Here is a 22,523-nt window from a genome sequence, read left to right as displayed (position 1 = left end):
AAAAATTCAAAACTATATTATTATGGTACTTAAGTACTAGTTTGTCTGATATATGGGGGGATGAGGGTTGCGTGTACATAGTTCACAGCTGGTGCCGGGTTGCATGTTACTAAGGCCCGTGAAAGGGAAAACAGGACAACCGATTGTCCAGGAAAAAATAGCAATTAACCGGGAACATATTGCATTTTTACGTGCGTTTTTAATTGAGGAAGTGGATGTGTACCGTACACTTGCTGATGGCAAACCGTTCATGCCACTTATAAATGATGCTGTCACGAAAGAAGAAAAAGCTTCCATTCAGCACAAACAGGATAAAGATGAGTTGGATACAGCAAAACTAAATGCTGCTGGGCTCTATCAATATGCTGGAGAATATTACTGTCGTTTATTTGAAGCGTGGCAAGCTAATAACCCGGTTAATATGCTGGAAATACGAAAATTGGCTAATATGCTGATGGATAGAGTCGATGAATTTAAAGGGATAATGAACACTTTGCCCACATTGTCAGCGGAAGGTAGACTGCTAAATCACCAGCCAATTGCTATTTGCATCATGTCAGCATATCTGAGTAAAAAAATGGGGCTGGACAAAAAAGATATCCAACAGATAGGCATGGCAGGACTGTTATGTGATGCAGGGCTGGCAAAAATGCCGGAGAATCTTTCTACTTATGGCGCTAAAAGAAGACAGGGTGGGGAATCACTATTGCGCCAACACCCAGTGTATTCCTACCGTATGATAGAAAAAGTACCAGGGCTTCACCGTTTAAGTAAATTAGCTGTATTGCAGCATCATGAGCGTATTGATGGAAGCGGTTACCCAATTGGATTGACAGCGGATAAGCTGCATCTTTACAGCAAAATTATTGCTGTTTGCGATACGTATTACAATTTGAGATGCAACTATCCTGATCGCTCCCCTTATAAACTCATGGAGGACATGAAGCAGGATGAATTTACAAGACTCGACCCGGGCATTATGAAGAAAATGATGCAAAGCTTTCCTGATTTATCAGTTGGCTCCATGGTTTTGCTGTCCAATGGTAAGCGCGCAAAGGTGATGTTCAAAGAGCCAAACGCTCCAATCAGGCCAATCGTGAGTGTTACTGATAACGAAGAAATCATCTCTTTAAAGGATCGGTCATCTATTTGGATTGAGCAAAAACTGACCGCTAATGAATGAAGCGTTTATACAATTCATTTCCCAAGTACAACGGCATTTTATCTGCGGTCACTTTTAAAAACTGGGATATGAGCGGAAAATCGACATCCGATTTTGTGACGAGCAGTTCCCCCCACCATTCTGCCTCATATCTGCTGAGCATACTTAAATTGTACAAAAGCAGGTAATGTACGACAGCTTCAGGAAGAGACAGGCATTGCTTGCGATCAGCAGGAAAATAAATGTTTTGTGTGCTGTCCAGGAAGAATGGGCTGTGTGCTTCGTCAACCGGGGCAGTGACCTCCATATACAATGTGGAAACATCCTCGTAGCTGCTATGGATACTGTTTCTGGCTACATATCCCTTTATCCTTTGCACAAAGGCCTGTTTGGTAAGGTGATACCTGTCAAGAAGCATCAGTGGAAAACGTAAGTTGGGATCCCCTTGGCTGCCAATACATATAAGGGGGGGTTGCTGCTGATGCCAGCTGAATAGAGGGCTTATTTCCGGAATCAATCGAAGCAACCGAGACATGTCGATTTTTTCAAATGGCAGATATTTCAAGTGAAATAAATGCTTGGTGAAATAAGGAAGCAGCCCGTTATGCTGTATTCTGACTTCATCCTCGCTAAAAATGTAATTTCTCTTTTTTCGCTTACGTGCCGAAACACCGTGAGCCAATACGGATGTCGATTCAGGATACTCAGGCCTTTCTGTCAGCAGGCATGCTTTCAGCAAATGCACCATGCCATAAAAGTACAAAAGCGGCTGTAGCAGTAAATCAAGATTTTTTCCATTTTCATAAAATTGCCTGCCATGTGCAAGATAATATAAGAATGTGTTTGCGTTCTCGTAACTTTTCTTCTCTGCGTCTACACCAGGAATTTTTTCGTAACATTGCTTTAAATAGTCCTGTGCTGTTTTCTGAGATTGTAAATACGAATAAAATGATATGATTTCTTCCTGCTTCATCACCAACCACCTTTAAAACTCTATTTACTGAAAAATTGCGAATGTAATTATTTCGTCAATAATCGCTTCCACATATTGAAAAACATCCGCTAATGACGTATTGTAATTTAAAATGAATCATATATAACATGTTTTTTAGCATTACCTGTTATCGGGACAATTATCCAAAAAGCGGCAGGCAGCCACTATCTTCGGGCACAAAAACTGTCGCCTTTTGAAAGAAGGAGGAAGCATCATGCGAGAGGATAAGTTTGCAAAAGAAGGTCTGACATTCGATGACGTCCTGTTGATACCTGCTGAATCAGATGTGCTGCCAAGAGAAGTAGATATCTCGACCAAATTGTCGGATAAGCTGAAATTGAATGTACCACTGATCAGTGCAGGGATGGATACAGTGACAGATTCCAGAATGGCGATCGCAATGGCGAGACAGGGCGGCATTGGCATCATTCACAAGAATATGTCGATTGAAGAGCAGGCAGAAGAAGTGGAAAAGGTGAAACGCTCAGAAAGCGGAGTGATTACGAATCCTTTCTTCCTGACTCCTGAACACCAAGTGTACGATGCTGAGCATTTGATGGGAAAATTTCGCATCTCAGGGGTTCCAATTGTCAACAATATTGAAGAACAAAAGCTGGTTGGCATACTTACCAATCGGGATTTGCGTTTTATCCAAGATTATTCCATCCCCATCGTCGAAGTGATGACGAGCGAACAACTCGTCACTGCACCCGTAGGGACTACATTGCAGGAAGCTGAAGAACTCCTGCAGCAGCATAAAATTGAAAAACTCCCTATTGTCGATGAAAACAATACTTTAAAAGGTTTAATCACCATTAAAGATATTGAGAAAGTTATCGAGTTTCCAAACTCCTCCAAAGATACACAAGGACGGCTGCTGGCGGGAGCGGCTGTAGGCGTCACCGCAGACACAATGACGCGGGTGGACAAGCTTGTCAAGGCTGGTGTGGATGTTATCGTGATCGATACTGCTCACGGCCATTCCAAAGGGGTGCTGCGTCAGCTTCGCGAGGTTCGCAGTGCGTTCCCTGATTTGGATATCATTGCCGGTAACGTAGCAACTGCTGAAGCGACAAAAGCATTGATAGAAGCCGGAGCAACCATCGTTAAAGTTGGCATCGGGCCTGGATCCATCTGTACAACGAGAGTGGTGGCAGGTGTCGGCGTACCACAAATCACTGCCATCCATGACTGTGCGACGGAAGCAGAAAAACATGGCAAAGCAATTATTGCGGATGGCGGCATCAAATTTTCAGGAGATGTCGTGAAAGCTTTGGCAGCAGGTGGCCATGCTGTGATGCTTGGGAGCATGTTTGCCGGTGTTACCGAAAGCCCGGGCGAAACGGAAATCTATCAAGGCAGAAGATATAAAGTTTATCGTGGCATGGGTTCACTTGCTGCGATGCAAGCAGGTTCCAAAGATCGTTATTTCCAGGATGAAACAGAAACGAAAAAACTTGTTCCTGAAGGTATTGAGGGACGTGTCGCTTATAAGGGGCCACTTGCAGACACATTGCACCAGCTTGTCGGCGGGCTTCGTTCAGGCATGGGGTACTGCGGTGCTAACAGTTTAGATCAATTGCGGAATGACAGTCAGTTTGTCCGCATCACCAATGCAGGCTTACGAGAAAGCCATCCACATGATGTACAGATTACAAAAGAAGCTCCGAATTATTCTGTTCATTAAATTGTCATAATCTGTCATTGCCCTTTCAAATAGGCAATGACGGATTTCACCATCTTTCTTGAAAACTCCAGTTGATTTCTTGCTATCTTTCAAGGCCATATAACTTTCCACATCACGATAGACAATCTCTTATCCAAGTAATATTTACGAAAAGATACCGGCTATTTTTTAATAGGCTTTTATGGTAGAATAACAGAGGTGAATTTATCCTTGATAAAATCGTGGGAGAAGCAAGTAAGAATGAAAAATGCTTCCACGGTGGAAAGCTGCCCAAAATAGAGAGAGCGGCGAAGCAGTGTGAAAAAAATATGACAGGTTAATCTTTTTGTAAAATAAATGACTTAAAATCTTCGCTTCATCCGAATAGATATAAACATAGCTTTCTATTTTATGGAATGGTATTTTGTAGGAGTTTGAAAATTCTTTTGGGTTTCCATTGGGAAAGCCAGATTTAACAATAAAGACAACAAGATAAGAAATAACCAAAAGAGGAGTAGAGAAAGTTGAAACACAAATACATTGGAAAAATATCGATCATGACGATGATTTTCGCCTTGTTCGTTTCTTTTATTGCCGCATCCCCAAAACCTGCTGATGCTGCATCAACAGTAAATTTAAAAGCCAAATCAGCAATTCTCGTTGATGCTGATTCCGGTAAAATTCTGTATGAAAAGAATGCAGATCAAGCACTTCCTCCTGCCAGCATGACTAAAATGATGACTGAATACATCGTGTTGGAAGCAATTAAAAAAGGCGATATCAGCTGGGATACAACCACACAAATCAGTGATTATGCGTATAGTATCTCGGGAAATGCGACCTTTTCAGGAGTCGGACTTACCCAAGATAAAAATTATACAGTAAAAGAACTGTATAAAGCGATGGCGATCAACTCCGATAATGGGACAACCATCGCATTGGCAGAATTGGTGGCCGGATCTGAAGGCAATTTTGTCAAGATGATGAACAAAAAGGCAAAAGAAATGAAACTGCCTGATTACAAATTCGTCAATTCTTCTGGACTTGATAATGAGTCATTGGGTAAAAATTACCCTAAAGGGACAGATCCTGACGGTGTGGATATGCTGTCTGCGAGATCTGCTGCATTGCTTGCATACCACTTAGTGAACGATTTCCCTGAAGCGCTGGAATATTCCAGCATGCCAAAGGCGAAATTTGATAAGCAGACGATAACAAACTGGAACTGGATGCTGCCGCATCATACAGTTAATTTTGACCAATATTATTACGAAGGTGTAGATGGTTTGAAAACTGGCCATACAGATCTGGCAGGCTATTGTTTCACTGCAACTGCAGAACGTGATGGTCATCGATTGATTTCTGTCGTGATGAAAACCAACAGTGAAGATACACGTTTTAAGGAAACAGCGAAATTGCTGGATTATGGCTACAGCCAATTTGGACAGAAAAATCTGTTTCCTACAGGTTATCAGTTGAAGGGCAAGAAGACTCTTCCAGTAGTGAAGGGTAAGGAAGATACTGTCGATATTGCAACCAACAACGACTTTAAAGTGTTATTGAAAAAAGGGGAAGAAAAGAAATACAAAATCACATATCATATTGATAAAAGCAAACTGAATGAGGATGGCCAATTGGTTGCTCCGGTGAAAAAAGGCGAGAAGCTCGGAACTGCTGAAATCGTGTATAAAGGCAAAGACCTTGGTTATATTAATGGCAAAACAGGCAGTCAAATCGATTTAGTGGCTACGAAAAGCGTGGACAAAAGTAATTGGTTTATGCTGGCACTTGGTGCGCTTGGCGACTTTTTCACTAACCTGTTCTCCTCCGCAGTAGACATGGTGAAAGGTTGGTTTAGCTGACCATTTAAATGCGCGGGCTCATCTTGATGTAGTGATTTTGCTTGCATTATGGTAAAATGATGTTTAGGATAGAGCATAATTAAGTGAAAAGTGACGATAGGAAATAGTATTTGTCATCTCTTTTAAAGAGAGTCGGTGGGTGGTGGAAACCGATAAAGAATGACATTGAATCCATCCTTGAGCTGGTTTTGGAAAATGGCATGCGCCAGTGAACAAAACCCGGCCGCAAACCGTTGACTTGCATGGAGCCGGAAGATATCATATCTTCAATCAGGGTGGCAACGCGGGAATACAAACTCTCGTCCCTATTTTAGGGATGGGAGTTTTTTATGATGGCTGTATTCTGTATATGATCTGCGATGCAGAAGCAATATGCGAAAACAGCTTTAATAATAATCAATATACCATTAGGAGGGCATATGGCATGCTGGATATGAAATATTTGCGTAATCATTTTGAGGAAGTGCAACAAAAATTACAGCACCGCGGGGAGGATTTATCTGAGCTGAACCGGTTTGGTGAACTGGATGTCAAACGGCGTGAACTAATCAATGAAACAGAAGCATTGAAGGCTAAACGGAATGAGGCTTCCAAGCAAATACCTCAGCTGAAAAAAGCTGGAAAAGATGCCGATCCGGTCATTAAAGAAATGCGCGAAGTCGGTGACCAGATTGCTGAATTGGATAAGGAATTGAAAGGGATTGAAGAACAGTTGGATCATATACTGTTGTCCATTCCGAATATACCACATGAAAGTGTGCCAGTAGGCGAGGATGAAGACGACAACGTGGAGATCCGCAAATGGGGGCAGCTTCCTGCATTTGATTTTGAGGCACAGGCACATTGGGACATTGCAACAAATTTGGATGTGCTCGATTTTGAGAGAGCAGCAAAAGCTACGGGCAGCCGGTTTGTCTATTACAAAGGATTAGGAGCAAGACTGGAGCGTGCGTTGCTCAATTTTATGATGGATCTGCATGCCGATGAACATGGTTATGTTGAAATGCTTCCTCCTTATATTGTCAATCGTACAAGTATGACTGGTACTGGGCAGTTGCCGAAATTTGAAGAAGATGCGTTCAAATTGGCTGACTGGGATTATTTTCTCATTCCGACGGCTGAGGTGCCAGTGACAAATTATCATCGTGATGAAATCTTAAAATCAGAAGAGTTACCTAAAAAATACGCAGCATTCAGTGCCTGCTTCCGGTCAGAAGCTGGTTCCGCCGGCAGGGATACGCGTGGATTGATCCGTCAGCACCAATTCAACAAAGTAGAGCTTGTACACTTCGTGAAACCGGAGGATTCTTATGCCACATTGGAAGAACTGACAGGCCATGCTGAAAAGGTGTTGCAACTTTTGAAATTGCCTTATCGTGTCATGAGTATGTGTACGGGTGACTTAGGTTTTACAGCCGCTAAAAAATACGATATTGAAGTTTGGATTCCTGCACAGCGCGCATACCGTGAAATTTCTTCTTGTTCCAATTTTGAAGATTTCCAGGCTAGACGTGCCGGTATCCGTTTCCGGCGGGAAACAAATGCCAAGCCGGAATTCGTGCATACGTTGAATGGTTCAGGGCTTGCGTTAGGACGTACTGTTGCGGCTATACTTGAGAACTACCAGCAGGAAGATGGGTCTGTGATTGTACCTGACGTGCTTCGTGGATATATGGGCGGTGTTGAAGTCATGAAATAAGCCGGACGTTTATTTAGAACATAGCAGGGAAGATTACGCCAATTGCTATGCGAATGATAGAATAAATAAAAATGTTGCATGGAATGTTTTAGCTATTTGCTATAAATACTTTACAGTAGAAAATCCAAGTTGGAGAGGGGTTCCTATCAAGAATCCCTCCTTTCTTTAACAAGGTTTTATCCTTCCTTTTGAAAACTTTTGGCAAAAATTTCTCCATGATTTTAGGGAGCAGTGTCTTCGATTTTTTACCTGTTTTTCGCTTGACATTGTTTTTAAATTAAGGTATATTTATTGATGTTGCTGTAAACGGAGGTATACCCAAGTCTGGCTGAAGGGATCGGTCTTGAAAACCGACAGGGGTGTCAAAGCCCGCGGGGGTTCGAATCCCTCTACCTCCTCCATTCAAATGAAAAGCGCATAAAATTTGGAGATAAAAACAACGCCGCTGTCTATCTGTCAGCGGCGTTGTTTTTTGTGAAAAGGCAAAAATCTGCCGTTTTCATCCGACCATGTACAATGTGCCTGGGCACAGGAGAAAAGTGGCAGTTTGATAGATTCATTCGTCCTCTTCCCTGCCCATGAAGGAGTTCAGCATATTCATCGGCAAATGGAATCGTTCGTTGTTGATTTGCAACAAATTCAAATCATCCTCTGCTTCTACTTGCAGTTCCTTGATATGCTGGACTTCACGATGAAGTTTTTCCATACGTTCATCCAGATTATTGGCGACGGCAGCCGTATCTCTCAATTCTTCAATCAGGTTTTCAGGTATATTTTTATTATATTTATAGTAGATCTTATGCTCCAAGCTTGCCCAAAAATCCATTGCCACTGTCCGGATCTGCAGTTCTACATGAACCTGTTCTTCTCTATCTGACATGAAAACCGGTACTGTAAGAATCAGGTGCAGGCTTTGATAACCATTCGGCTTTGGATGTTTGATATAATCCTTACAGGTTACAAGCGTTACATCCTTTTGTTGTTGGATCATCTCGCTCAGCCGGTAAATATCCGAGGTGAAGGAACAGACAATACGGAAACCGACGATGTCTTGAATATTTTCTTTGATAGCATCAAGAGTGACAGGTAAGTTTTTCCGGGTCAATTTTTTTAAAATGCTCTCTGGGGATTTAATCCGTGATTTGATATGTTCAATTGGATTATAATCGTGAAAATGCTGAAATTCCTCTTTTAAAATCATTAGCTTTGTATTCATTTCATCCAACCCGAATTTATATGTCATCATAAAGCGTGTCAAATCATTGCGGGCTTGCTTCATATGTTTTAATCGTTGTTCTTTCATTTGAATGCCTCATTTCTGATAAAAGCATATTGTATTACATACATTATATTAGAAAGCCTTACAGACACCAAATGAAAATATGATATACTGTTTTTATATTTGACAATTCTGATTTGAAAATTTATGCTAGAATACAATTATTTTGATTGAAATGAGGGTGGCGAATGGCTGACAAAATCGCATTTATTGGTGCGGGATCGATGGCTGAGGCAATCATATCCGGGATTTTGGAAATGGGTGTGTGCAGCAATGAACAAATTTTGGTAACAAATAAGGAAAACGAAGATCGGCTTGCATATTTAAAAGGAACCTACCATGTGCAAACTGGACAAAGTAAAGACAATATCATGCAAGATGCTGCCATTGTTGTACTTGCAACCAAACCATATGATATCAAGCAAGCGATTATGGGCATCAAACCATTTGTTAAGCCAAACCAGCTCATTATTTCCGTTGTAGCAGGGATTTCGACAGACTTTATTAGTACACTGCTCGATAAGAAGGTAGCTGTTGTCCGTGCTATGCCAAATACTTCTGCATCCATCGGTATGTCAGCTACAGCACTTGCCGCGGGAGAATTTGCCCTGACGGCGGATATGCAAAGGGCTAAAAAGTTATTTGAAACGATTGGAACTGCAGAAATTGTTGCTGAAGCAGATATGCATGCGGTCACAGCTGTTTCTGGGAGTGGTCCAGCCTATATTTATTATTTGGTTGAAGCAATGGAAAAAGCGGCTGTTCGAGCAGGATTGCCAGAAAAGGTTGCCAAACAGCTGATTGTTCAGACGGTTCTTGGTGCCGGGGAGATGCTGCAAAAAACAGGGGAAAGTGCCGATATGCTTCGGGAGAAAATCACCAGCAAAAAAGGAACGACAGAAGCCGGCATTAAAACACTCTCAGAAAATCATTTCTATGAAACAGTGATGGCCTGTGTTGAAAATGCCAGGAAACGCTCGATAGAGCTGGGCAAGCAAAACTGATGTCAGGGGGCGAATACATGCCGACATGCAGCCATTGTCATCGTGAATGGACCTATTGGCAGGCATTTAAACAATCTTTTCGGCTGACGAAAATATGCCCTTTTTGCAGGAAAGAGAATTATGAGGGCAACCAGAAGCAAGGCGGAATATATTCATTGATCCTTGTATTGTTATTCATTTTAGCAAACAGCTTTTTTGATATTCCTATTGCGTGGGTCCTTCCTATAGTGATCATTTATTTTGTGTTGTTCACCTTTATCAGACCATGTTTTATGAAGCTATATACCAAACAACAGCCGTACTGGTAAATAAAAAACGAGAACATCTGACAGTGTTCTCGTTTTTTCCTTCATTTAATCAATTGCCTTGAAGTCCAGCGCCGGGAATGCTGGATAGCCGTACCGATTTTATCAAGGATCGGTTCGATGGAATTTTTTTCATTCATTAAATCATAATCAGCTATGTTGAGTCTGAGAACGGGACAGGCGTTGAAATTATCAATCCATTCCTCATAGCGCCGGTACATCTCTTCCCAATAGGAAAGCGGCGTGGCCTTTTCCATCTCTCTGCCGCGCGTTTGGATGCGGCTGATGACTTCATCCAGGCTGCCTTCCAGGTAAATCAGCAGATCGGGATGCGGGAAATAAGGTGTCATCACCATGGCGTCAAACAGATTCTTATAGGTTTCATAATCAACCGGTGACATGGTGCCATTTTCAAAATGCATCCTGGCAAAAATACCAGTGTCTTCATAGATGGAGCGGTCCTGGACAAAGCCCCCGCCATACTCGAATATCTTCTTTTGCTCTTTGAAGCGCTCGGCTAGAAAATAAATTTGCAAATGGAAGCTCCAGCGTTCAAAATCTGCATAGAAGTTTTCCAGGTATGGATTGGCAGCTACTTTTTCAAAAGAAGTTTTGAATTTCAATGCATTTGCAAGACTTTGGGTCATCGTCGATTTCCCTACACCAACAGTTCCTGCGATGGTGATGATGCTATCATGCGGAATATTGTATTTTTCCCTGAGATTCATTGGATTAATTCCCCTTTAAATATATGTTATTAGGACTCGAACGTCGCAGCTGGTTTGTTTAGATGGGCGATGACCTGATTGAAGATCTGCTCCAGATCATCCTGATGCTGGACGAAATCGCAATGGTCGCCATCAATACGAATCACTGGTATTTCTGGATGCATTTTTTCGAATTCATCCATAAACGTTGCATAATCAGCTGCAAGCTGCATCAGATAGGAGGGCTGGATATTTTGTTCAATGTCACGCCCGCGGCAGGCGATGCGTTCCAGAAGTGTATCCAAACTGGCATGCAGATAAATCAACATATTAGGCAGCGGCATATCTTCTGTCAAAATAGCATAGATCTGCCGGTATTTCTCCAATTTATCTTCAGGCAGTGTCCGCGAAGCAAAAATCATATTTTTGGATATATGATAATCAGCAATTACCGGTTTTTGCTGCTTTAAATATTTTTTATCGATATCTTCCAGTTGTTTGAATCGATTGCATAAGAAAAACATTTCGGTTTGGAAACTCCACTCGGCAATATCGTCGTAAAATTTCCCAAGAAAAGGATTCTCTTCGACGATTTCTTTCAGCAAATGAAATTGCAGCCGGGCGGACAGCTTTTTCGCAAGTGAGGTTTTTCCAACTCCGATTGGTCCCTCAATAGCAATGAAAGGTACCTCAGCCATGAGTCTTCCTCCATTTCCTGTCCTTAACTAGTCAATCATTATTTTATCATATTGGGGACAATAGTACCATTGCCGAAAAATGAAAATGCTTGAGATTTATGCCATATATTGTATAATAGGATTGTTGCACTTATATATAATGCCCCCGTAGCTCAGGGGATAGAGCATCGGTTTCCTAAACCGTGTGCCGCAGGTTCGAATCCTGCCGGGGGCGCTATAACAAATGTAGTCACATCAAGGGTTTGGGAGTTATTTCATTCCTTGGGTGTTTTGTGCATTTAACAGAAGTGGTGCCAAATTGGTGTCCTTTAGTCTGTTAAAGCGAAATCTTGTTCTTGTTTTTCTTGTTCTTTTTTGAATGCAGATTCCAAACTTGCAGCTGCTGCTTCTTGCATATTCGGTACCATGTGTGAGTATTTATCCATTGTTACTTGAATAGAAGAGTGACCTAATCTTTCTTGCACGACCTTGGGATGTTCTTTCAAGGCAAATAGCATAGATGCATGGGTATGCCGAAGATCATGAAAACGAATCTTTTCCACTTCCACATTCCCGAGACAGCGCCGATATGCCCGCCCTAAATTGTTAGGTGTAACAAAAGAACCTGTACTTCCTGCGATAACTAAATTCTGATCCGCATAATCATTGCCCATTTTTAGCTTTATCTTACCTTGTTTTTTCTGATGTGTTTTTAAAGCGAATATGTCACTATCCGATATGGATATAGAGCGATAACTTGGGTCGTTTTTTAATTCGGATATTTCATATTTTCCCTTTTCTCGTTTCAATGCACGGCGTACATAAATCACTTTGTTATCCATATCCACACAATCCCATTTCAACCCTAATATCTCACCTTGCCGCATCCCGGTGAACAATGCTAGATACCAGGTAATGTAATGAAATTCTTGTATGGTTGCTTTTAAGAATTTATTAACACTGTCCATGTTCCAATATTTCATTTCATTTTTAGGCACCTTTACAGGTGATACAGCTTTCATAATGTCTCGAGGAATTTCACCAATCCTTGCCCCTCGTCCTATGGCATTTGACAGTATTCGATGTATATGGTGTATGGATCGGGCTGACAAAGTTTTGTTTTCCAATAGAGAATCATAAAATTGTTCCACTTGTCGTGTGGTTAAATCAGCAACCTTAGTATTGCCCAGCGCCGGTTTGACATGATTATTGATATACCCCTCATAATGCAAGTATGTAGCGTGTGCTACCCGTTTTTCCTTGAATTCAAGCCAATCCTCAAGATAGTCCGCAAGCTTCAAGGTAGTCGGTTCTACATACGTCCCTTTATTCAAATCGGCAATCATGTCTATCATGGCTTTTCTTGCCTTTTTTTCGCTGGTAAATCCAGAAACACGCTTTCTTTTCCGTTTTTTCGTGACGGGATCTCGACCGATGTCGATGACAAACGACCACATATTCCCGCGCTTTTTTACTGATCCTTGCATTAGTTGACTTCTCCTTCCGCTGGTAATAGTTCAACTGGCAATTCCTTGTATCCCTCTAATAGCCCCACCACCTTTCCATCGATCATTTTGATTTTAGAGAATACCGGAACCTGTTTTGTCTTTTTCACTTCGATTAAATTAATAGGCTGATGCTTGTCCATAAATTAGTCCTCCTAGTTTATTATTTTGATAGATTTCTAGCCGTCTGACAGCGAATTCATATTCAACATTGAATAAATTCATAATTTGTTTAACACTTATCCCAATTAATTGTTGCAACATGAAAGTTGGTACACAGAAATGATAAGCGAAATACGTTGCCTGATATTCTTGTAACTGTCGGAATAAAGGATGCATATTCAATTGTTGACCGCAGTGCCTAAGGTGATGGGCTAGTTCGTGTCCAAATTCTTGCCACTCTTTTTGTTTTGTTGATCGTACGAGAGTAATACTGTCATCTAATCGTATTGCGGCCTTGCGATAGAACACTTCAATTTTTAACTTTTTTGCGATTTCTGGTATGGATAATTGTTCAGGTTTATCAATGGACAATGACTTGTACAAATCGCAAATGTAATCTTCTAAATGTGTATAATGCACAACATCACCACCTAAACAGAATATATGTTCTTTTTAATTGTATAATATATGGTGTACATATTAATGCACACCATATATTACTACTTGATTTTCCATCCTTTATCCAATGTTTTTGGCTCGGCCGCCATTTTTCCATCCGTGTATTTGAAATATACCCAAATTTTATCAGATGTATCACTATGATAAATCCTAGAACGGACATTTCCCATTACTTTACCGCCAAACCTATCAACAAATTCTTGTTTTTCGCTTTTATTTAGCGCCTTAAAACTATCATCAACAAATACGTCTACAAGATCATATCTTTTATCATCTTCAAATTCTATCTTATGGATTGTATTGTTTGATTCGTCCATGATTCGCGTCCAAGATTCTTTCAGTCCATTCATGTCATCTTTGGTGAATTTTGGTGTATCATTCTTCTTTTCTTTTTTATCTACCTTATTTTTGGTATTTTTGCTGTCATCCTGTTTCGTATTAACATTGTCATCTTTTTTGTTTTCGATGCTATCGCCATTTATTCCATTAACAATAACAATGACTACAATCGCTGCGACCACCCAAAACCACCATTTTTTGTAAAGTGGTTTTTTTACTTTTTCTTTAGCCATAATTTCCCCCCTAAATTTAGTAAAATAGAACTATATAATATCTATAAATAAAACGACCAGAACGGATCGTATATTTATTTCTTTTGTTGTGATTTAAACTTTATAAATTCATACACATCTTCTAGTTGTTCCGCATCCAGGCTTGCCAGGTCGTGGAACATTAAATCTGCATCTGGAAATTCTTCAGATATTTTTTTAATAACATTCAACTTTTCTTCTTCCTTGGGATCTGCAGGAGAGAAGAACGCTTCTAAACCTACACCTTTTTTCAAAGGAGCATAGCCGGCTTTGACATACAATTCGCTTTTGTCTAATAGCAAAGCGTCAGCTAAAATTGATAAAGTTGTTTTAGTTGGTGTGTGTTCCCCACGTTCAATTTTACTCAAATGCGAGAAGCTAATACCAGTTTTTTTAGATAGTTCTCGAAGAGTAATATCGTTGTCTTTTCTATAGCTCCTTAGATATTCACCGATTTTGTTTTCTTCTATCATATATAAATCACCACGATTCTTTATATAACACGATTGTATCGTAACACAACACAAAAATAAATGTTTTTCACAAAAGTGTTGACAAGTGACACAAAACAAGTTATATTGGTGTCAGAACACAACACAACACAGTAAAGTGTATTCGGAAGGAGGTCTGGTTATGACTATAATTTTCAACAAGATTAAACAGCTAAGGAAAGAGAAAGGTATCAGTCAACAAGCGTTAGCAGACTATCTCGGGATTGAAAGGACTTCGCTTTCTAAAATCGAAAACATGAAATATAACCCTAGCGCAAGAATAATTACAGAAACGTCTAATTTTTTTAACTTACCAATTGGAGATATTTTTTTTAACACATCTGTGTCATCTGTTAACACGAAAGAAGTCATCTAACCAAAGCTTTTTCACATCCGAATTTCAACATCTAAACGAGCGGAGCGTGCCAAGACCTATCAAATGAGATAGCGAGCAGCAGCAATAGCCAATCGCCATGACTTTAGGTGCTGAAATTCGGGTGTGATGCAAAAGCGAATACAAGGAGGTAAGTCTATGAATCAATTAAAAGTAATTGCTGATGAAATGCTGCCAGTTTACGAAAGCGAAACCGGAGAAAGATTGGTGAATGCTAGGGAACTACATCAACAGTTATTAAGTAAACAAAAATTCACTGACTGGATCCAAAGAAAAATTGTAAATTACGGTTTTGTTGAGTCGGAGGACTTTTTCATAAGTTTAGGAAAAAGTACAGGCGGCCGACCATCAACAGAATATTTACTAATGCTCGATACCGCAAAAGAAATTGCGATGGTTGAAAATAACGAGCAGGGTAGAGCAATCAGAAAATATTTCATCCAGGTAGAAAAGCAATCCAGAGTTAAACAACCGCAAACACAAGCTGAAATGATGTTGATGTTTGCTGAACAATTCGTAAATCAAGAAAAAGAGATAAAGCAGATCAAGCAAGATAACCAAGCATTAAAACAACGAATGGATACCTTTGACAACCTTGATACAATCGGTGACTTGCAACAAAGACTCAACAAAATGGTCCAGAAATATGCTGCTCAAAATGGTGTATCTTTCCCACAGGCTTGGCGTGATTTCAGAAAATCATTTAATACAGCATACAGAACAAATTTGAAGATGTTGGTACAAAACCACGCTTTAAAACATGGTTTAAAAAGCTTGACAGCTCCACAATATCTTTCACTTACAAACAGATTGGAAGACGGAATCCGTGTTGCCGACAAAATGCTAAACCAATCAGAAAGAGAGGCCATATAAATGAACTATACAAAACTAAACTTATTTTTCAGCAATTGCGGCGCAGACATCACTTTAGAAAATAACGGTGATGATCAAGTCATTATTTGCATCAGTGAAATGGCAAAAAATGAAAGCAAATCATCTATAGACAACGAAGTTATCGAACCAGTGAGCACCACAGAAATATATTTGGGTGCAGAAGAAGCACACGCATTATTGAATGCACTCAACTACATTGTTCCAAGGGATGTGTTTTAAATGTCCATGGAAGAAACCATTCGCCAAATCATCCGTGAGGAAAACGAGAAGCACTTCCAGGACATAAAAGCACTGATCCAATCCTGTTCAGAACCGGAAGCACCTAAAACGCTATCAGTCAAGGAAGCTGCCAAAATACTAGGGTTTGGCGTAACGAAAACTTACGAAATGATTCAACAGGCAGAGCATACGGGATTCCCACATATTAGAGATGGCAACAGGATAAGAATCCCGTATCAGGCTTTAATGCAATGGATGAATCAAGCTTCTAAAGCTATCTAATACCGATAAGGGGGTCGGTAATTACATCTTACGAAAAACAACAAGAAAAGTCTTTGCCCCGAAAGCAAAAATCATTGCTGCAGTAGCAAATTTGCTCACAAAGCAAAAGTAAGGGGGTGAACGGAATGGAATTCGGTTCTATTTTACGCAAGACACGTAAAAAAGCCGGGATGAGCCAAGAAGATATGGCTCTCGAACTACATATGTCAATTAGCAACGTATCCCGACTCGAAAGCAATAAGTACGAATTGAAAGCTGCGGATTTAATTAGGTGGTGCAACATCACAAATGCGCAAGAGGTACTAATAGCATTGCTTTGTGGCATGGACGGAATCACAATCATGCAACAACTAATGGACACAGCAACAACACTAGTCGGAACCATAATAGGAGGGTTATTTATATGATCGTTTCACATACACACTTTTTAGAGCAGGATCTAAACCAAGCGTATAAAGAGCAAGAATGTCTGCAAGCTCTTGTCAAATCGGTTACAAATCACATCAAACAAGGCGAATTCGAACTGGCGAAACATCGTTCACAGGATATGCTGTTGTCGCTTCACGAACTATCTCAACTTGCTTACAAAAAGAAACAGTATGATCGCGCTGGAAATCTATTAAACCGAATGGAAGCTATGGGAATCCATGTGGAAGTAGTCAGGGGGCTTATCAATGGAAAATGAACCGACTTGGGCCAAATGGTTTTATCCGATCGTATTCGGAATCAGTCTAGTATTTCTATATTTTTCTTTAACAAACGCATAGGAAGGGGTGAAGCGCATGGAAGTAAGAGAACTAATATCAAGAATTAGAAAACTTGAATGTTCGCAGAAAAACACAATCTTGTGGGATTTGCTGTATGAAGCTGATGAAAGCCAATTGCAGAGCGTTGCAAAAGATGTAGAGATTTATGAACAGAACAACTCAGAGATTGAAATGGAAATAGAAAACGCCCACCGCAGCAACGGAAGGCGCTAAACAAACATCATAGTAATTCTATTTTACCAAAAAGGAGGTAAAAATGCAAGGCGCTTAAAGAGCGCAATAACCACTCTATATATTGTAAGGTCGGGCCTTGTCAGCCCTTCCTTCATGGGCAAGAAAATAACTCTACCATATCACAATTCTTGCCTGTGAAGGGTCGGCTGACCCTAATAAATGAAAGGAGGAATACACATGCTGGATTTAGAGCATCCAATGATCACACGCATGGAAAGGACGGGCATTCCATACAGCGCCAAACGAGAAGCATATGGCAAAGATCCATTCGAAAATGAAGTTTGGCCAGGTGATCAAATTCTGATGCTGGATGATGATTTTTATCTGGTTGATGAGTTACCAGCAGAAGCAATTGAAATATTGGAACGTCACGGTGCCAGTTATCGAATTGCGCAATAAAAAAACATCCTTGGCGCAGGATGTTTGAAGGTCTTTCAAATTAAATATCGTGCTCTTATTATAGCCTATCCAACGGATAAGGGCAAGGGGAGGAAAATCATGGTTAAAAATACAGTCGATATGACACACCAGGAATGGCTGCAGGAACGCACTAAGGGCATCGGCGGCAGTGATGCTTCTATCATTCTTGGATTGAATAAGTATAAAACGCCTTTTGAATTGTGGTTGGACAAGACAGGACAAACCACATTGGAAGATCAAACGAGTGAAGCTGCATATTTTGGAAACATATTCGAGGACATGGTTGCCAAAGAATTCGAAGTGAGGTCCGGAAAGAAAGTGCGCCGTAATAACTTCATGCTACAGCATCCAGAGCATCCGTTCATTAAAGCAAATATTGACCGCAAAGTCGTTGGCGAAAACGCAATATTGGAATGCAAAACTGCGAGCGCTTATCTTGCGAAGGATTGGGAAAGTGACGAGATCCCGGAGAATTATCTTGTCCAGGTACAGCATTACCTTGGTGTTACCGGATATGTTCACGCCTATATCGCTGTTTTGATTGGCGGTCAACGTTTTGTATGGAAAGACATTGAAAGAGATGACGAACTGATCAAAATGATTTTCGATGCGGAAATCCATTTCTGGAATCATCATGTGCTTGGAAATGTACCGCCTGCGTTGGATGGATCTAGTGCTGCAGAGAAGTTCTTGAAGGAGAGTTACCCTGAAACGGAAAAAGGAAAAACAGTGGACCTTGGCTCTGATTACAAAAAGAGCATTGATAATTACTTGGAATTAAAAGAAAACATCAAACAGCTGCAGACACTTGCTAAGGAAACAGAGAACAAACTGAAACATGAATTAAAAGAAGCTGAAACTGGTTTTATCAATAACTATCAAGTTGATTGGAAGCCAGTAACCTCTAATAGAGTCGATAGCAAGCTTTTGAAAAGTAAATATCCCGATGTATACGAAAGTGTTTTAAAAGCTTCTACATCACGCAGATTCAATATAAAGGAGATTGGATAATATGGCGACAAATAATACTTTAAAAAACCAAATTGCAAATAAAGGTAAAAGCAACAACGCACCATCTACACAAGGAACTACGATGAAAGGATTGCTTGCTAGCCCGGCTGTAATGAAACGATTTGAAGAGGTTTTGGGCAAGCGTGCGAATCAATTCACTGCATCCATTTTAAGCTTATACAACAGTGAAAAAATGCTGCAAAAAGCAGAGCCTATGAGTGTTATTTCATCAGCTATGATTGCGGCGACTTTAGATCTGCCGATTGACAAAAATCTTGGCTATGCCTGGGTGGTTCCATACGGCGGCAAAGCACAATTCCAACTTGGTTACAAAGGTTACATTCAATTGGCATTGCGCACAGGACAGTACAAAAACATTAACGTCATCGAGGTGTATGAAGGGGAGCTTCAATCTTTCAATAGGCTTACAGAAGAAATTGAGCTTGATTTTGATTGCAAAGAGTCGGACAAGGTGATTGGTTATACCGGATATTTTGAACTGATCAACGGATTCAGAAAGACGGTTTATTGGTCAAAGGAACAGATTGAGAAGCATAAACAAAAATTCAGCAAGTCGGCATTCGGATGGAAAAACGACTGGGATGCCATGGCTAAAAAGACTGTTATCCGTAACATGTTGAACAAATGGGGCATCTTATCCATTGATATGCAGACAGCTGTTATTACTGATGAAAATGCTGTTGTGCAGGATTTTGACGATAAAGACGGCGGCGTGATCATTGATGCGGATTTCACAGAATTAGAAGAACACCAAGAAACCAACACAAAGTCGAATGAAGAAATTGCCGAAGAATTGACTTTTGAAGATGCATAATCAGTCAAATGTGCGGCTCCCGGATTGGATCTGGGAAACCGCACATGATAAAGAAGATTTAAAACAGCTTATTCTACAGTATATGCGTCGTTATGAAGGATATACGGTTTTGAAAGTAAAAGGTCGGATTGCAGTTTGCGAGATTCCTAGATAAAAGGTGAGAGGGTGATGATGGTGCAAGGATATATCAAGTTATACAGAAAATTGATGGACAGTCCTGTTTGGAGTGATCCAAATTACCTCAAGTTATGGATGTACTGTTTAATGAAAGCCACTCATAAACAAAGAGAATTAATTTTTGGTAATCAAGTCATCACCCTTGAACCCGGGCAGTTCGTCACAGGCAGAGAATCTCTTGCAGATGATTTGAATAAGGGCACCAAACCTAAACAAAGACTTTCAGAAAAGACATGGTATCGGTACATCGGAAATCTAGAAAAGTGGCAAATGTTGACCATCAATAAAACAAATAAATACAGCGTCATATCAATATGTAAGTGGTCAGAGTATCAGGATAGTGACCAACAAATGTCCATCAGTTGTCCATCAGATGACCATCAGATGTCCACAAACAAGAATGTAAAGAATGAAAATAATGATAAGAAGAATAAAGACTATACGTCAAAAATCAAAGATTTGTTGCCGGTCTTTTCTTCCATAAATAATTTCAATCAATTGAACAAGCGTTACTGGGATGCCATAAGAGAAACACGAAAAACAGGTCAAGTCTCCAAGAGTGTTATTTACAACACCATGAAGAAATGGGAGAAATACAATCCGGTTGTTATTGAGTATGCTTTGAAATCTCATATTGATTTACACGTTGGCAAAAAAGAAGAATACACAATCGGCATCATGAGAAACACCAGTGAGGAAGAAGCTAAAAGCCGGATGACCATCAAGGACAACACTATACCATTTAAGCCGAAAACCAAGTCAAGAGCAGAATCACGGTACGACAACATTGATTACGGATTCTAGGGGGTTCGCTATGAAATCTGTGGATATGATCAATCAAATAACCAAGCCGAAAGAGCGATTTATCAAAGAATATGTTTGTCCAGATTGCAATATGACAGTCACGCAAAAAGAGTTAGTCATCCCTATGGGCCCTAGAAAGGGCGAAACAGTCGTTGCTAACTATGGTTGCGTCTGTGCAGATATAAAACTAGCAGAAGAAGCGAAGAAACAACGTAAACAGCTTCAAAACGACAAAATGAAACAACTGTTTGATTACTACTCGCTGCTGAATGGTGCGCTGCAAGAAGCAACACTGGAAAACTATGAACCTACCAGCAAAGAACTAGCAAAAGCCAAGCGAGACATCGAGAGCTACATAGACAACTTTGACGGTAAAGAGAATCTGTTGCTGCATGGTGGTTACGGAACCGGAAAAAGCCATTTGTCGGTTGCTGTTACCAAAAAACTGATGGAACAAGGGAAAGAATGCTTATTCCTTTCATTGCCAAAGTTGCTGACAAAAATCAAAGAAACGTACAACAACAAAGGAGTTACAGAGGATGAACTGCTGGAAGTGATTAAGCGAGTGGATCTTCTAGTATTGGATGATCTAGGAGCAGAGCATAACACCGATTGGGCGATATCTAAGGTATTTGAAATACTGGATGATCGGTCTGGAAAAGCAACAATATATACCACAAATTTAAACAGTGAGCAATTGCGGGAACGTTTCAATGAGCGAAACTTCTCCAGGCTTCTTGAAAACACAAAAGTAATTGTTATGAATGGTGAAGATTACAGGAGGAAGGTGAAGTTTTAATGAATTATACAGAATGTATCACCTGTGGCAGAAAGTTAAAGGACAAGAAGAGTATCGAACGCGGTTACGGGCCAGTCTGCTATGAAAAACTCATGAAAGCATTCGAAGATCAAGAAAACCAAGTAACTATTGATGAGGTTATAGAGGGGGATGCGGTGTGAAAGCAAATATAGCATTGGAAATTAATAAAAATGATCTAAATTATGAACTGGAAAAATTAGTAACGAGAATTGCTTCAGAAGAAATAGAAATAATGGTGAGAGAACAAGCACAGCAGATGGTCAAGGAAGAAGTTAAGAAAATTATTTCTCCAATCGTTGATAGTTATCTAAATAATGCGGTTGTAGGAGAAGAATATCAGTCATACCACAGCAGCAAACCTCCAAGAAGTGAGGTCGATAAGTACATCAAAAGAGTTTTACAAGATTATTTAGATGAACCTTGTTATGAGTTTTCTAAAAGCTCTAGTAAATTATCTGAGAAGTATAGGCCATCTGCATCTGGCGGTACAAGGACAACTAGAGCAGAGCATTGGATTGCTGATAAAGCAAGAAAATATGTTGATGAGGAACTATTCAAGAAAATGGAAATGAAGATTGAAGAAACAGTTAAATTAGTGACTCCAAATGAAGAAGAAGTACAAGAAATAATTAAACGCGAAATACGAGAAAAGTTTAATTAAAAAGGGGATAAATCCAATGTGTAAAACATGCAACGGCGAGGGTGGGCTAGTAGTGAAACAGTCGTGGGGATATAAATTCATCCCCTGCCCGGATCCGAAATGCGATTTCAATAAGAAACAAGCGCAACAGAAGGTGTTTTCTGACCTTGACAGATTGATGGAGAAAAAGGTGAGCGCATGAGCCTAGCTGATCCGAGGTTCGGAAACCCGAGTTTTCAATATAAAAACAATGTGATTTTACTTGAGGACCTGGATTTTTCTATGGATAAGAAGGAATTGAACGAGATTACTGCACTACACAATGCTGGATGGGATTACCGTAAGATTGCTAAAAAAGTGAAACGGAATAAGTTTGAAATCATCATAGCGCTACTGCATCAGGTGAAGAAAGGAAAGCCCATGAGACCATTTGCAGCACTCTTAAAGGAGGAAACCATATGAAC

Annotated in this window: 31 protein-coding genes, 2 tRNA genes and 1 other annotated feature; of the genes, 24 read left to right on the top strand and 9 right to left on the bottom strand. The window is 40.2% G+C overall.

Annotated features, from left to right (window positions below; translation table 11 throughout):
* Nucleotides 1-67: 67 nt before the first annotated feature.
* Nucleotides 68-1,183 (top strand): HD-GYP domain-containing protein, encoded by a 1,116-nt coding sequence (locus ACFSMW_RS06880; protein ID WP_390354245.1) that lies wholly within the window; start codon nt 68-70, stop codon nt 1,181-1,183.
* Here ACFSMW_RS06880 and ACFSMW_RS06875 read toward each other — a convergent pair.
* Nucleotides 1,173-2,135, bottom strand: a complete 963-nt coding sequence (locus tag ACFSMW_RS06875) for a YaaC family protein (RefSeq protein WP_390354243.1) — start codon at nt 2,133-2,135, stop codon at nt 1,173-1,175. The two genes, ACFSMW_RS06880 and ACFSMW_RS06875, sit on opposite strands and share 11 nt — an antisense overlap.
* 235 nt (nt 2,136-2,370) lie before the next feature.
* Here ACFSMW_RS06875 and guaB point away from each other — a divergent pair, with 235 nt between their 5' ends.
* From guaB to ACFSMW_RS06855, 4 genes are all read left to right on the top strand, one after another.
* Nucleotides 2,371-3,843, top strand: coding sequence for an IMP dehydrogenase (gene guaB / locus ACFSMW_RS06870; RefSeq protein ID WP_390354242.1), 1,473 nt, complete (start codon nt 2,371-2,373; stop codon nt 3,841-3,843).
* 503 nt (nt 3,844-4,346) lie between these two features.
* On the top strand, nt 4,347-5,684 hold the full coding sequence (locus tag ACFSMW_RS06865; RefSeq protein WP_390354240.1) for a serine hydrolase: 1,338 nt from the start codon (nt 4,347-4,349) through the stop codon (nt 5,682-5,684).
* 84 nt (nt 5,685-5,768) lie between these two features.
* Nucleotides 5,769-5,994 (top strand) — a binding site (T-box leader).
* A gap of 114 nt (nt 5,995-6,108) precedes the next feature.
* A complete protein-coding gene (gene serS / locus ACFSMW_RS06860; RefSeq protein WP_390354238.1) occupies nt 6,109-7,383 on the top strand; it encodes a serine--tRNA ligase in 1,275 nt (424 codons plus the stop codon).
* 308 nt (nt 7,384-7,691) lie between these two features.
* A tRNA-Ser gene (locus ACFSMW_RS06855) sits at nt 7,692-7,784 on the top strand.
* A 155-nt stretch (nt 7,785-7,939) separates the two neighbouring features.
* Here ACFSMW_RS06855 and ACFSMW_RS06850 read toward each other — a convergent pair.
* Nucleotides 7,940-8,686, bottom strand: coding sequence for a GTP pyrophosphokinase (locus ACFSMW_RS06850; protein WP_390354236.1), 747 nt, complete (start codon nt 8,684-8,686; stop codon nt 7,940-7,942).
* Between the two features lie 164 nt (nt 8,687-8,850).
* Between ACFSMW_RS06850 and proC the strand changes: the two genes are divergently transcribed.
* Nucleotides 8,851-9,666, top strand: a complete 816-nt coding sequence (gene proC / locus ACFSMW_RS06845; RefSeq protein ID WP_390354235.1) for a pyrroline-5-carboxylate reductase — start codon at nt 8,851-8,853, stop codon at nt 9,664-9,666.
* Nucleotides 9,666-9,974, top strand: coding sequence for a TIGR04104 family putative zinc finger protein (locus ACFSMW_RS06840; RefSeq protein WP_390354234.1), 309 nt, complete (start codon nt 9,666-9,668; stop codon nt 9,972-9,974). The genes proC and ACFSMW_RS06840 overlap by 1 nt, the downstream gene beginning before the upstream one ends.
* A 41-nt stretch (nt 9,975-10,015) precedes the next feature.
* On the opposite strand, the gene ACFSMW_RS06835 is transcribed toward ACFSMW_RS06840, so the two are convergent.
* Nucleotides 10,016-10,699: a deoxynucleoside kinase gene (locus tag ACFSMW_RS06835; protein WP_390354232.1), complete on the bottom strand. Its 684-nt coding sequence runs from the start codon at nt 10,697-10,699 to the stop codon at nt 10,016-10,018.
* 29 nt (nt 10,700-10,728) lie between these two features.
* Complete coding sequence (locus ACFSMW_RS06830; protein WP_390354230.1) at nt 10,729-11,376, bottom strand: deoxynucleoside kinase; 648 nt, start codon at nt 11,374-11,376, stop codon at nt 10,729-10,731.
* 141 nt (nt 11,377-11,517) lie between these two features.
* Here ACFSMW_RS06830 and ACFSMW_RS06825 point away from each other — a divergent pair.
* Nucleotides 11,518-11,590, top strand: a tRNA-Arg gene (locus ACFSMW_RS06825).
* Nucleotides 11,591-11,684: 94 nt separating this feature from the next.
* Here the strand turns inward: ACFSMW_RS06825 and ACFSMW_RS06820 are convergent.
* From ACFSMW_RS06820 to ACFSMW_RS06800, 5 genes are all read right to left on the bottom strand, one after another.
* Nucleotides 11,685-12,842 carry a site-specific integrase gene (locus ACFSMW_RS06820; RefSeq protein ID WP_390354229.1) on the bottom strand — a complete coding sequence of 386 codons (1,158 nt, stop codon included), beginning with the start codon at nt 12,840-12,842 and terminating at the stop codon, nt 11,685-11,687.
* Nucleotides 12,842-13,003: a hypothetical protein gene (locus ACFSMW_RS06815; protein WP_390354227.1), complete on the bottom strand. Its 162-nt coding sequence runs from the start codon at nt 13,001-13,003 to the stop codon at nt 12,842-12,844. The genes ACFSMW_RS06820 and ACFSMW_RS06815 overlap by 1 nt, the downstream gene beginning before the upstream one ends.
* The gene (locus tag ACFSMW_RS06810; RefSeq protein WP_390354226.1) at nt 12,981-13,442 is read right to left on the bottom strand and encodes an ImmA/IrrE family metallo-endopeptidase; all 462 of its coding nucleotides are present in this window, start codon (nt 13,440-13,442) and stop codon (nt 12,981-12,983) included. The genes ACFSMW_RS06815 and ACFSMW_RS06810 overlap by 23 nt, the downstream gene beginning before the upstream one ends.
* An 80-nt stretch (nt 13,443-13,522) precedes the next feature.
* Entirely contained in the window at nt 13,523-14,053 is a 531-nt protein-coding gene (locus ACFSMW_RS06805; protein WP_390354224.1) for a hypothetical protein, read from the bottom strand.
* 74 nt (nt 14,054-14,127) lie between these two features.
* Nucleotides 14,128-14,544, bottom strand: coding sequence for a helix-turn-helix domain-containing protein (locus tag ACFSMW_RS06800; RefSeq protein WP_390354222.1), 417 nt, complete (start codon nt 14,542-14,544; stop codon nt 14,128-14,130).
* A 160-nt stretch (nt 14,545-14,704) separates the two neighbouring features.
* On the opposite strand from ACFSMW_RS06800, the gene ACFSMW_RS06795 reads away from it, so the two are divergent.
* From ACFSMW_RS06795 to ACFSMW_RS06720, 16 genes are all read left to right on the top strand, one after another.
* The gene (locus ACFSMW_RS06795; protein WP_390354220.1) at nt 14,705-14,938 is read left to right on the top strand and encodes a helix-turn-helix transcriptional regulator; all 234 of its coding nucleotides are present in this window, start codon (nt 14,705-14,707) and stop codon (nt 14,936-14,938) included.
* A gap of 156 nt (nt 14,939-15,094) precedes the next feature.
* Nucleotides 15,095-15,829, top strand: a complete 735-nt coding sequence (locus ACFSMW_RS06790) for an antA/AntB antirepressor family protein (protein WP_390354218.1) — start codon at nt 15,095-15,097, stop codon at nt 15,827-15,829.
* Nucleotides 15,830-16,069, top strand: coding sequence for a hypothetical protein (locus ACFSMW_RS06785; protein WP_390354216.1), 240 nt, complete (start codon nt 15,830-15,832; stop codon nt 16,067-16,069). It abuts the gene before it with no gap.
* Nucleotides 16,070-16,351: a helix-turn-helix domain-containing protein gene (locus tag ACFSMW_RS06780; RefSeq protein ID WP_390354214.1), complete on the top strand. Its 282-nt coding sequence runs from the start codon at nt 16,070-16,072 to the stop codon at nt 16,349-16,351. It abuts the gene before it with no gap.
* 125 nt (nt 16,352-16,476) lie between these two features.
* Complete coding sequence (locus ACFSMW_RS06775) at nt 16,477-16,758, top strand: helix-turn-helix domain-containing protein (protein ID WP_390354212.1); 282 nt, start codon at nt 16,477-16,479, stop codon at nt 16,756-16,758.
* On the top strand, nt 16,755-17,036 hold the full coding sequence (locus ACFSMW_RS06770; protein ID WP_390354210.1) for a hypothetical protein: 282 nt from the start codon (nt 16,755-16,757) through the stop codon (nt 17,034-17,036). Before ACFSMW_RS06775 ends, ACFSMW_RS06770 begins: the two co-directional genes overlap by 4 nt.
* A 97-nt stretch (nt 17,037-17,133) precedes the next feature.
* Entirely contained in the window at nt 17,134-17,331 is a 198-nt protein-coding gene (locus tag ACFSMW_RS06765) for a hypothetical protein (RefSeq protein WP_390354208.1), read from the top strand.
* Between the two features lie 198 nt (nt 17,332-17,529).
* Complete coding sequence (locus ACFSMW_RS06760) at nt 17,530-17,751, top strand: hypothetical protein (RefSeq protein WP_390354206.1); 222 nt, start codon at nt 17,530-17,532, stop codon at nt 17,749-17,751.
* 99 nt (nt 17,752-17,850) lie between these two features.
* A complete protein-coding gene (locus ACFSMW_RS06755) occupies nt 17,851-18,783 on the top strand; it encodes a YqaJ viral recombinase family nuclease (protein WP_390354204.1) in 933 nt (310 codons plus the stop codon).
* A 1-nt stretch (nt 18,784) separates the two neighbouring features.
* On the top strand, nt 18,785-19,618 hold the full coding sequence (locus ACFSMW_RS06750; protein ID WP_390354202.1) for a recombinase RecT: 834 nt from the start codon (nt 18,785-18,787) through the stop codon (nt 19,616-19,618).
* 264 nt (nt 19,619-19,882) lie between these two features.
* The gene (locus ACFSMW_RS06745; protein ID WP_390354200.1) at nt 19,883-20,599 is read left to right on the top strand and encodes a hypothetical protein; all 717 of its coding nucleotides are present in this window, start codon (nt 19,883-19,885) and stop codon (nt 20,597-20,599) included.
* A gap of 10 nt (nt 20,600-20,609) precedes the next feature.
* A complete protein-coding gene (locus ACFSMW_RS06740) occupies nt 20,610-21,398 on the top strand; it encodes an ATP-binding protein (protein WP_390354198.1) in 789 nt (262 codons plus the stop codon).
* On the top strand, nt 21,398-21,559 hold the full coding sequence (locus ACFSMW_RS06735) for a DUF6011 domain-containing protein (RefSeq protein ID WP_390354195.1): 162 nt from the start codon (nt 21,398-21,400) through the stop codon (nt 21,557-21,559). Before ACFSMW_RS06740 ends, ACFSMW_RS06735 begins: the two co-directional genes overlap by 1 nt.
* Entirely contained in the window at nt 21,556-22,080 is a 525-nt protein-coding gene (locus tag ACFSMW_RS06730) for a hypothetical protein (protein ID WP_390354193.1), read from the top strand. Before ACFSMW_RS06735 ends, ACFSMW_RS06730 begins: the two co-directional genes overlap by 4 nt.
* 52 nt (nt 22,081-22,132) lie before the next feature.
* Nucleotides 22,133-22,261, top strand: coding sequence for a hypothetical protein (locus ACFSMW_RS06725; RefSeq protein WP_390354191.1), 129 nt, complete (start codon nt 22,133-22,135; stop codon nt 22,259-22,261).
* Entirely contained in the window at nt 22,258-22,521 is a 264-nt protein-coding gene (locus ACFSMW_RS06720; protein WP_390354189.1) for a hypothetical protein, read from the top strand. The genes ACFSMW_RS06725 and ACFSMW_RS06720 overlap by 4 nt, the downstream gene beginning before the upstream one ends.
* Nucleotides 22,522-22,523 lie beyond the last annotated feature (2 nt).

Origin of the sequence: Tigheibacillus halophilus (assembly GCF_042683165.1) — a bacterium.
Classification (GTDB): domain Bacteria; phylum Bacillota; class Bacilli; order Bacillales; family Amphibacillaceae; genus Tigheibacillus; species Tigheibacillus halophilus.
Note: the sequence above shows the minus strand (reverse complement) of the source record. Positions and strands in the feature narration are given on the sequence as shown.

Coding starts and splice junctions, on each gene's coding strand:
- ACFSMW_RS06720 (WP_390354189.1), top strand. CDS start 22,258: ATGAGCCTAGCTGATCCGAGGTTCGGAAACCCGAGTTTTCAATATAAA.
- ACFSMW_RS06830 (WP_390354230.1), bottom strand. CDS start 11,376: ATGGCTGAGGTACCTTTCATTGCTATTGAGGGACCAATCGGAGTTGGA.
- ACFSMW_RS06750 (WP_390354202.1), top strand. CDS start 18,785: ATGGCGACAAATAATACTTTAAAAAACCAAATTGCAAATAAAGGTAAA.
- proC (WP_390354235.1), top strand. CDS start 8,851: ATGGCTGACAAAATCGCATTTATTGGTGCGGGATCGATGGCTGAGGCA.
- ACFSMW_RS06760 (WP_390354206.1), top strand. CDS start 17,530: ATGCTGGATTTAGAGCATCCAATGATCACACGCATGGAAAGGACGGGC.
- ACFSMW_RS06775 (WP_390354212.1), top strand. CDS start 16,477: ATGGAATTCGGTTCTATTTTACGCAAGACACGTAAAAAAGCCGGGATG.
- ACFSMW_RS06875 (WP_390354243.1), bottom strand. CDS start 2,135: ATGAAGCAGGAAGAAATCATATCATTTTATTCGTATTTACAATCTCAG.
- ACFSMW_RS06850 (WP_390354236.1), bottom strand. CDS start 8,686: ATGAAAGAACAACGATTAAAACATATGAAGCAAGCCCGCAATGATTTG.
- ACFSMW_RS06840 (WP_390354234.1), top strand. CDS start 9,666: ATGTCAGGGGGCGAATACATGCCGACATGCAGCCATTGTCATCGTGAA.
- ACFSMW_RS06790 (WP_390354218.1), top strand. CDS start 15,095: ATGAATCAATTAAAAGTAATTGCTGATGAAATGCTGCCAGTTTACGAA.
- ACFSMW_RS06800 (WP_390354222.1), bottom strand. CDS start 14,544: ATGATAGAAGAAAACAAAATCGGTGAATATCTAAGGAGCTATAGAAAA.
- ACFSMW_RS06785 (WP_390354216.1), top strand. CDS start 15,830: ATGAACTATACAAAACTAAACTTATTTTTCAGCAATTGCGGCGCAGAC.
- ACFSMW_RS06765 (WP_390354208.1), top strand. CDS start 17,134: ATGGAAGTAAGAGAACTAATATCAAGAATTAGAAAACTTGAATGTTCG.
- guaB (WP_390354242.1), top strand. CDS start 2,371: ATGCGAGAGGATAAGTTTGCAAAAGAAGGTCTGACATTCGATGACGTC.
- ACFSMW_RS06815 (WP_390354227.1), bottom strand. CDS start 13,003: ATGGACAAGCATCAGCCTATTAATTTAATCGAAGTGAAAAAGACAAAA.
- ACFSMW_RS06835 (WP_390354232.1), bottom strand. CDS start 10,699: ATGAATCTCAGGGAAAAATACAATATTCCGCATGATAGCATCATCACC.
- ACFSMW_RS06780 (WP_390354214.1), top strand. CDS start 16,070: ATGTCCATGGAAGAAACCATTCGCCAAATCATCCGTGAGGAAAACGAG.
- serS (WP_390354238.1), top strand. CDS start 6,109: ATGCTGGATATGAAATATTTGCGTAATCATTTTGAGGAAGTGCAACAA.
- ACFSMW_RS06795 (WP_390354220.1), top strand. CDS start 14,705: ATGACTATAATTTTCAACAAGATTAAACAGCTAAGGAAAGAGAAAGGT.
- ACFSMW_RS06820 (WP_390354229.1), bottom strand. CDS start 12,842: ATGCAAGGATCAGTAAAAAAGCGCGGGAATATGTGGTCGTTTGTCATC.
- ACFSMW_RS06805 (WP_390354224.1), bottom strand. CDS start 14,053: ATGGCTAAAGAAAAAGTAAAAAAACCACTTTACAAAAAATGGTGGTTT.
- ACFSMW_RS06745 (WP_390354200.1), top strand. CDS start 19,883: ATGAAAGCCACTCATAAACAAAGAGAATTAATTTTTGGTAATCAAGTC.
- ACFSMW_RS06770 (WP_390354210.1), top strand. CDS start 16,755: ATGATCGTTTCACATACACACTTTTTAGAGCAGGATCTAAACCAAGCG.
- ACFSMW_RS06755 (WP_390354204.1), top strand. CDS start 17,851: ATGGTTAAAAATACAGTCGATATGACACACCAGGAATGGCTGCAGGAA.
- ACFSMW_RS06740 (WP_390354198.1), top strand. CDS start 20,610: ATGAAATCTGTGGATATGATCAATCAAATAACCAAGCCGAAAGAGCGA.
- ACFSMW_RS06735 (WP_390354195.1), top strand. CDS start 21,398: ATGAATTATACAGAATGTATCACCTGTGGCAGAAAGTTAAAGGACAAG.